This window comes from Rhodococcus sp. KBW08 (genome assembly GCF_003852455.1).
Taxonomy (GTDB): domain Bacteria; phylum Actinomycetota; class Actinomycetes; order Mycobacteriales; family Mycobacteriaceae; genus Rhodococcus_F; species Rhodococcus_F baikonurensis.
The window spans coordinates 390,529-397,528 of sequence record NZ_QAJJ01000016.1 but is presented as its reverse complement, the minus strand read 5'-3'; the positions used below and the strand labels follow the sequence as shown (position 1 = coordinate 397,528).

Sequence of the window (7,000 nt, the reverse complement as noted above, 5' to 3'; positions counted from 1 at the left end):
TCCGCATCGTCGTCGACTTGCCTGCACCGTTCGGGCCCAGAAAGCCCGTCACGATGCCTGGCTTGACCGTGAACGACAAATCGTCCACCGCTTTCGTCGGTCCGTAAACCTTGGTCAATCCCCTCAGTTCAATCATGAGGGGAACTGTGCCCTACCGGCACTGACCAGCACATCCGTCCGGAGGATGACATGAACCCTGAGATGCGGAGACGGCAGTTCAGGGAAAACCCTGTCCTCGACCGGAAGTCGGAACTGCCGCGGCATGAGGGTAGGGCGCATCGAAGTCGCCGTCGAACAATCGCCAGTAGAAGTCGTTCATCCTCGCAGCGGCGGGCGCGTGCCGGGTCAAGATCGCGGCCACCTCCGGTGCCACATCACCTGGGATATGACCTGTGGCGCATCGTCGTACGTACTGGTTGCGGGTGACTGGTCCGCCGTGTTTCGGTCTCGGTACGCCGCAGACCTCGGTCACCAGCCAGTTGACCAGAAGCATGGCGGCATAGTCGGCGTCATGAGTGGCATGGCGCCGGGCGAAGTCATGCTCGACAGTCGACAGGTCGAAGTGTGGGGATGTGGCCAGTCCGAAGTCGGTGAGATAGATCCGCTCCAAATCGGTGCGCATGTTGCCGAAATGTCCGTCCATGTGCAGCAACTGTCGATCTCGCAAGAACGCCACGATCTCCGAAAACTGGCGCTCGAGGTCGGCAGCTTTGGCGGCCGGGTTGTCTTGCAGCCAATCCGAGATCGGGTGTGCGATGTACTCGCAGAACAGTACGAGGCTGCACGGTGCAGCGGCGAGCGCTTCGAGGCGGACTCGCACTTGACTACTGGCGCGGGCGGTGTGAACGGAATCGATGTCGGCGTGTTCGGGCGCAACCGGCGATCGGCCGGGCAGCACTCGCCAGTGGTAAAGCATTGGGAACGACTGTGTTTCGCCGGCCAGGACGGCCTCGGTGACCATGATGTTCGCGGCCAGCTCTCGCCAGGCGTTGAAGCTTGGGCCGCCAATGCCGTACTGGTAGAACATCGGCAAATCGAAATGATTGGAGGTACAGCCGACGTCGGCGAGTTCCCGATCGCTCAGTGGAATGCGTTTGGTGAATATCGGAACACAGTTGAGCCTGTGGTCGCAGACATTGACCACTCCTGCTGCGCCGCCCACGCCGATGCTCGAGACTCGAGCGGTGTCGGTCAGTCGGGCCAGTTCGACATCGTTCTGGGAAGACAGGAATGTCGACAGTTTTCGGTGGCGGTCAATCCTGACGTGTTTCACTCCACGACTGTGCCACAGGATCGTCCGGCTTCGATCTCGCGGAGTCGCCTGTCGAAGTCACCGATTCTGGCGGTGTCCTCGTAGTAGTCCTCCTGCTCGATGATCTTGCCCCAGTTGGTTCGAACGAGAAGCACTGTTCGATTGTGGTAAATGACGGAGCCGTCGGGGCCAAGGGCTCGGTCGTCGAAACGGGCGAGCAGAGTCATCCGCCATGGTGGACCGCCGAAATACGCTTCGGTGACTTCGCCTTGAAGTCCGGCAGCGACAAATTCCTGGAGAAAGTTCTCGATTCGGTCCCGCCCGGCGTGCTCCCCGGCCCACCGATGATCGCCATCTGCGAATCTCAGAACTGCGTCGCGGTGATAGGACCCCAACAATGGGCGGTAGTTCCCGGAGTTGAGCGCCCGGACGTCGCGCCCGAACTTGAAGAGCAAGGCTTTGTGGAGCAGCGACCGCGAGACGATCGCCGTTGCGAGGCCTGCCGCGAACCAACTTTTCATCTTCGAAGCTTGTCGTGGCACCGAATGCCCTGTCAACGAAACGCCGAGGTCTGCTGATACCTGACAGAGAATTGGATATTGACAGTGACTGTCATGATAGGTGAGACTCGCACTATCGAGAAAGGTCGGATCTCGGCCGAAGTGGAAGGACGTTGCTGATGTCACTACGAGAGAGACAGCGGTTGCAGGTGCGAGCAGACATTCAACGTGCGGCATTCGATCTGTTCGCGCGCGACGGATTCGAGGACGTGACCACCGAGCAGATTGCGGCGGCGGCGGGAGTGTCGGCAAGTACGTACTTCCGGCACGTTCGCAACAAGGAGGATCTGCTGTTGGATCCGGTCAGGCAGGGCGGCGCCGGAATCGTGACGTTGCTCGAGGATCGCCCGGCATCCGAGTCGGCTGATCTTGCGATCTCGCGGGCGATCCTCGAACGCTCCAATGCATTCGAGTCCTCGGAGATCGATCAGTGGCGGGCAGCGTTTCGTACCGCGCCGCATTTGATGGATCGAGTCGCGCTCATCGCGCCCGAGCATCGTGATCGGTTGGTCGAGTTGGTGGCGCACCGGATGCACCTCGATCCGGAAAATGACAGCCGCCCCGGACTTCTCGTTCATCTGATGTTGGCAGCGGCGGAATTCGGTTATCGCCAATGGATACGTAACCCCCAAAAGCGCGGCGCATCACTTCCCGTGTGCGTCGAGGGGGCGCTCGACGCGGTCCGGGGATCCCGGTGGCGCACGCAGGATGAAGACGACACGAAAGGTAGTGACCAGTGATGACCGAGAACCCTCAGGACACCGTGCCACCGGTAGCGGATCTGCCCGCGGTGGATGTGGTTGTTGTCGGTTCGGGGGCTGCCGGTATGTCCGCGGCAATCACCGCCGCCCGAAACGGACTCTCGACGATTCTCGTGGAGAAGTCCGAATACTGGGGCGGTTCGTCGTCCCGGTCCGGGGGTGGAGTGTGGATTCCAGGAAACTCGATACTTCGCCGCGAGGCGCCGGCGGATGATATCGACTCTGCGCGAACATATCTGAAGAGCATTGTCGGAGAGGATGCGGACACCGACCGTATCGACACGTATATCGATCGAGGCCCGGAAGCCCTCGATTTCCTGATTCGGCACTCTGCACTCGAGCTCGAATGGGTGAAGGGTTACTCCGACTACTTTCCCGAGGCACCCGGCGGACTTGCGAGCGGCCGCTCGTGCGAGCCGCGCCCGTTCGACGCGCGAGCACTGGGCGACGATCTTGCGACACTTCATCCGCCGTACATGAAGGTTCCGCTCAACATGGTTGTCCAACAATCTGATTACCGTTGGCTGAGCACGGGGATTCGGCATTGGCGCGGGCCGGTGCGAATGCTGCGGGTGGGTATGCGCTCGCTGGCCGCGAAGGCCAGGAAGAAGAAGTTGATCGGTCTCGGCCCAGCGCTCATGGCGGAACTGATGCTCGGAGTTCGGGGAGTTGGAGTGCCGGTGAAGCTCGGAACGAGGCTTGTGGATTTGATTACCGACAGTGACCGTGTCGTGGGCGTGCGACTCGAGTCCGGGGGAGTGCAGACAACACTGCACACTCGATGCGGCGTCATCCTCGCGTGCGGTGGGTTCGACAACAACGACGACATGCGAGGCGAGTACCAGCGTCGGCCGAGCAGTGCACAGTGGACCCTCGGGGCACCGACCAATACCGGGGACGGGATACGGGCGGCACTGCGGGTCGGCGCGGCAATTTCGTACATGGACGACGCGTGGTGGGCCCCGTCGATTCCGCTGCCCAAAGGCCCGTGGTTCGCCTTGGCTGAACGCTCGTTGCCGCGCAGTCTGATGGTCAACGCCGGCGGCAATCGCTTCATGAACGAGTCGCTTCCCTATGTCGAAGCGGCGCATGCGATGTTCGGCGGAAAGTACGGCCGAGGTGAAGGACCCGCTGAGAACATCCCGGCTTGGCTGATCTTCGATCAGACGTACCGTGACCGTTACCTGTTCGCGGGAGTTCCGGCGCGCAGGCCGATTCCTCGGTCCTGGATCGAATCGGGCGCGATCGTACGAGCTGGATCGATTGCCGAACTCGCTGCCGAGATCGGCGTGCCAGGTGACGCGTTGTCAGCGACGATCACACGATTCAACAGTTATGCCCGCGAAGGCGTCGATCGCGACTTCGGCCGTGGGACAAGCAGATACGACCATTACTACGGCGACTGCACCAACAAGCCCAACCCCAGCCTCGGAGAACTTACGAAGGGTCCGTTCTATGCCGCGAAAATGGTGCCGGGAGACCTCGGGACCAAGGGCGGCATCGATACGGACGCTTGCGCGCGGGCGTTGCGCGCGGACGGTTCGGTCATCGACGGGCTCTACGCAGCAGGTAACACCAGCTCGCCGGTGATGGGTCATACCTATGCCGGTCCAGGTGCAACTATCGGTCCCGCAATGGTTTTCGGCTATCTGGCGGCGCTCGATGCGGCCGGGCGCTTGCCCGAGGGCAGAGGCCAACAGGCCGAGGGTAGAGGCCAAGAGGCCGTGGACCGCAATAATGGTTTGGCAGAACGCCGTGGGTAGGGTTCTCTTGAGAGCGTGACCCACCTCAACATCGCCGACGTCGACTACTTCCTCCCTGATGGTCGACAACTGCTCAGCGGTGTCAGCTTCCGGGTCGGAAACGGTGCAAAAACTGCACTGATCGGCCCCAACGGCACTGGTAAGACGACGTTGCTTCGCATTATCGCCGGAGACGCCGTCGCCGACGAGGGCGCAGTCACTCGATCCGGCACACTGGGCGTGATGCGGCAATTCGTCGGCCAGGTTCGCGACGAGTCCACCGTGCGAGATCTGCTGTTGTCCGTGTCTCCGGCACCGATCCGCGACGCAGCGCTGGCGCTCGATACAGCCGAAAACGCGATGATCGAGCGCGACGAAGAATCAACTCAGATGAAATATTCACACGCACTGGCCGATTGGGCTGACGTCGGAGGCTACGAGACGGAAGACTTCTGGGACAAGGTCACCACCGCGGCTCTCGGTGTCCCGTACGACCGTGCGAAGTGGCGAGCGGCCAACTCGCTGAGCGGGGGCGAGCAGAAGCGGTTGGTCCTCGAAGCACTGTTCGCTGGGCCCGACGACGCACTTCTGCTGGACGAGCCGGACAACTACCTCGATGTTCCGGGTAAGCGGTGGCTCGAGAAGACCATCTCGGAATCGTCGAAAGTCGTCTTGTTCGTCAGCCACGACCGCGAACTGATCGCCAATGCAGCTACCCACATCGTGACGCTCGAACCCGGAATCAGCGGCGCGACGTCGTGGACCCACGGCGCTGGGCTGGCCAGCTACCACCAGGCCCGCGAAGATCGCAACGCTCGATTCGAAGAACTACGTCGACGCTGGGACGAGGAGCACGCGAAACTTCGTGCCCTTGTTCTGCGATTGCGTGAGAAGGCCAAGTTCAACGACGGCGTCGCGGCGCGGTATCACGCTTCGCAAACCCGGTTGGCGAAGTTCGAGGAGGCCGGACCGCCCGAGGCGATCCCCCTCCAGCAGAAGGTGACAGTACGGCTGGAGGGTGGGCGAACCGCCAAGCGGGCCTTGGTATGTCAGGATCTCGAGCTGACGGGGCTGATGAAGCCTTTCGACACCGAGATCTGGTACGGCGACCGCGTTGCCGTGCTGGGCTCCAACGGTTCCGGAAAGTCGCATTTCCTCCGTCTGTTGGCGGGCGGTGGAACCGACCCGGGGACGGAGCATCTACCCGTCGAGGCGCTCGACATCGCGCCGGTCGAGCACGGTGGTACCGCGACGCTCGGTGCCCGGGTACGTCCCGGATTGTTTGCGCAGACCCACTCCAGGCCTGATCTGACCGGAAATACGCTGCTCGAGATCCTGCACATGGGCGACGAACACCGCAACGGAATGGGACGTGAAGCGGCGAGCCGGGCTCTTGATCGTTACGGACTGTCTCGAGCAGCCGAGCAGAAGTACGACGACCTGTCCGGCGGACAGCAGGCGCGTCTGCAGATTCTGCTCCTCGAACTCTCCGGCGCGACGATGTTGTTGCTCGACGAGCCGACCGACAACCTCGACCTCCATTCGGCGGACGCGCTCGAGCAGGGCATCGCACAATTTGCCGGGACCGTCATCTCGGTCACCCACGATCGTTGGTTCGCGCGCGGGTTCGACAGGTTCCTCGTCTTCGGATCGGACGGGAACGTGTACGAGAGCGAGTCGCCGGTGTGGGACGAGGCCAGGGTCGAACGAGCACGCTGACGCTGTGTCTCGGTGACGCTGTGTCTCGGTGACGCTGTGTCTCGCTGACCGAGTGCGCATCTGCTGGCTATTTGGGATGAGGCGGCAACTCGTTGATCACTGCGTCAAGGAGACTCAGATCGCTGCGATCCGATCGAGGCGGTGGACACTGCGAAAGATCGAGCTGTGTCGGGAAGTGCCACAGAACGCGACCTGGATCTACTCGGTCGATCGCCGCGTACCAGTGGGTGAGTGGCCCAGCGAGCGCTGCATGAAGCTCGAAGTGCCGTCGTCGGCGGCTGTGGTCTCTTTCGCGTTGCAGCCGAAGTTGTTCCGGTGACGGCATCGAAATGACGGTCAGGTCTGCGAAACCCAGTTTCAGCTGTTCAAAAGCGCTTTCCACTGCCGAAAGCTCGCGCTCGAATCGCTCCGCTGGTGCCGCACCCACTGCGGCGAGGCACCAGCTGTAGTGCAGTTTCAACGGGTCGCTGTCGCAGATCGCGATGCCGGATCTCACTTCGAGTTCTTTCGCTTGCGACCATCGGTTCGAATTGACCGTTGCCCAGTAACTTGCCTGCACTTCGAGGTTGGTTCCATCCGGTTCGAACCCGGTGGGCTGATATTCGGCCACGAATTCCTCGACGACCGATTCATTCGTCATCTGGGCTCGGCACCAAGTGGTCTTGCCGGCGGCGCTGGGTCCTTCCACTGCGATGATCACCAGTTGATTCTCCATAACGATTGGGGCGGTTGGTTTTTGCCCGTTGCCAGGAATCTCTTAACATCCAAAGGGGGCTCCTTCGTGGTCCGACACGGCCTTTTTCGGTGCGGTGGGTCACAAAATCGCAGTGACGGTTGCCACATAACGGACGGATAACGATCGGTATGGTTGAACCTCGAATCAATCGGTTGACCTGTGGCTATTGCTCGAATTGCGACAGAATCTGGTACATCAGTACCGGAAAAATGCCCCGTGACCAATCCGTG

7 protein-coding genes are annotated in these 7,000 nt (G+C 61.4%); 3 read left to right on the top strand and 4 right to left on the bottom strand.

What is annotated here, in order from left to right:
* From DBV08_RS20670 to DBV08_RS32940, 3 genes are all read right to left on the bottom strand, one after another.
* Positions 1–136: ATP-binding cassette domain-containing protein (locus DBV08_RS20670; RefSeq protein ID WP_124567042.1), on the bottom strand; the 136-nt coding region annotated here is incomplete at its 3' end.
* A gap of 81 nt (positions 137–217) precedes the next feature.
* A complete protein-coding gene (locus DBV08_RS20665; RefSeq protein ID WP_124568672.1) occupies positions 218–1,273 on the bottom strand; it encodes a serine/threonine protein phosphatase in 1,056 nt (351 codons plus the stop codon).
* Complete coding sequence (locus DBV08_RS32940) at positions 1,270–1,773, bottom strand: hypothetical protein (RefSeq protein WP_240952161.1); 504 nt, start codon at positions 1,771–1,773, stop codon at positions 1,270–1,272. The genes DBV08_RS20665 and DBV08_RS32940 overlap by 4 nt, the downstream gene beginning before the upstream one ends.
* A gap of 158 nt (positions 1,774–1,931) precedes the next feature.
* Between DBV08_RS32940 and DBV08_RS20655 the strand changes: the two genes are divergently transcribed.
* From DBV08_RS20655 to DBV08_RS20645, 3 genes are read left to right on the top strand one after another with little or no spacing between them, the layout of a single operon-like run.
* Positions 1,932–2,552: a TetR/AcrR family transcriptional regulator gene (locus tag DBV08_RS20655; protein WP_206029209.1), complete on the top strand. Its 621-nt coding sequence runs from the start codon at positions 1,932–1,934 to the stop codon at positions 2,550–2,552.
* Positions 2,552–4,336, top strand: coding sequence for a 3-oxosteroid 1-dehydrogenase (gene kstD, locus DBV08_RS20650; RefSeq protein WP_124568671.1), 1,785 nt, complete (start codon positions 2,552–2,554; stop codon positions 4,334–4,336). The genes DBV08_RS20655 and kstD overlap by 1 nt, the downstream gene beginning before the upstream one ends.
* A gap of 15 nt (positions 4,337–4,351) precedes the next feature.
* Complete coding sequence (locus DBV08_RS20645) at positions 4,352–6,034, top strand: ABC-F family ATP-binding cassette domain-containing protein (protein ID WP_124568670.1); 1,683 nt, start codon at positions 4,352–4,354, stop codon at positions 6,032–6,034.
* Between the two features lie 67 nt (positions 6,035–6,101).
* Here the strand turns inward: DBV08_RS20645 and DBV08_RS20640 are convergent, their stop codons facing one another.
* A complete protein-coding gene (locus DBV08_RS20640) occupies positions 6,102–6,749 on the bottom strand; it encodes a hypothetical protein (protein WP_124568669.1) in 648 nt (215 codons plus the stop codon).
* Positions 6,750–7,000: the final 251 nt, after the last annotated feature.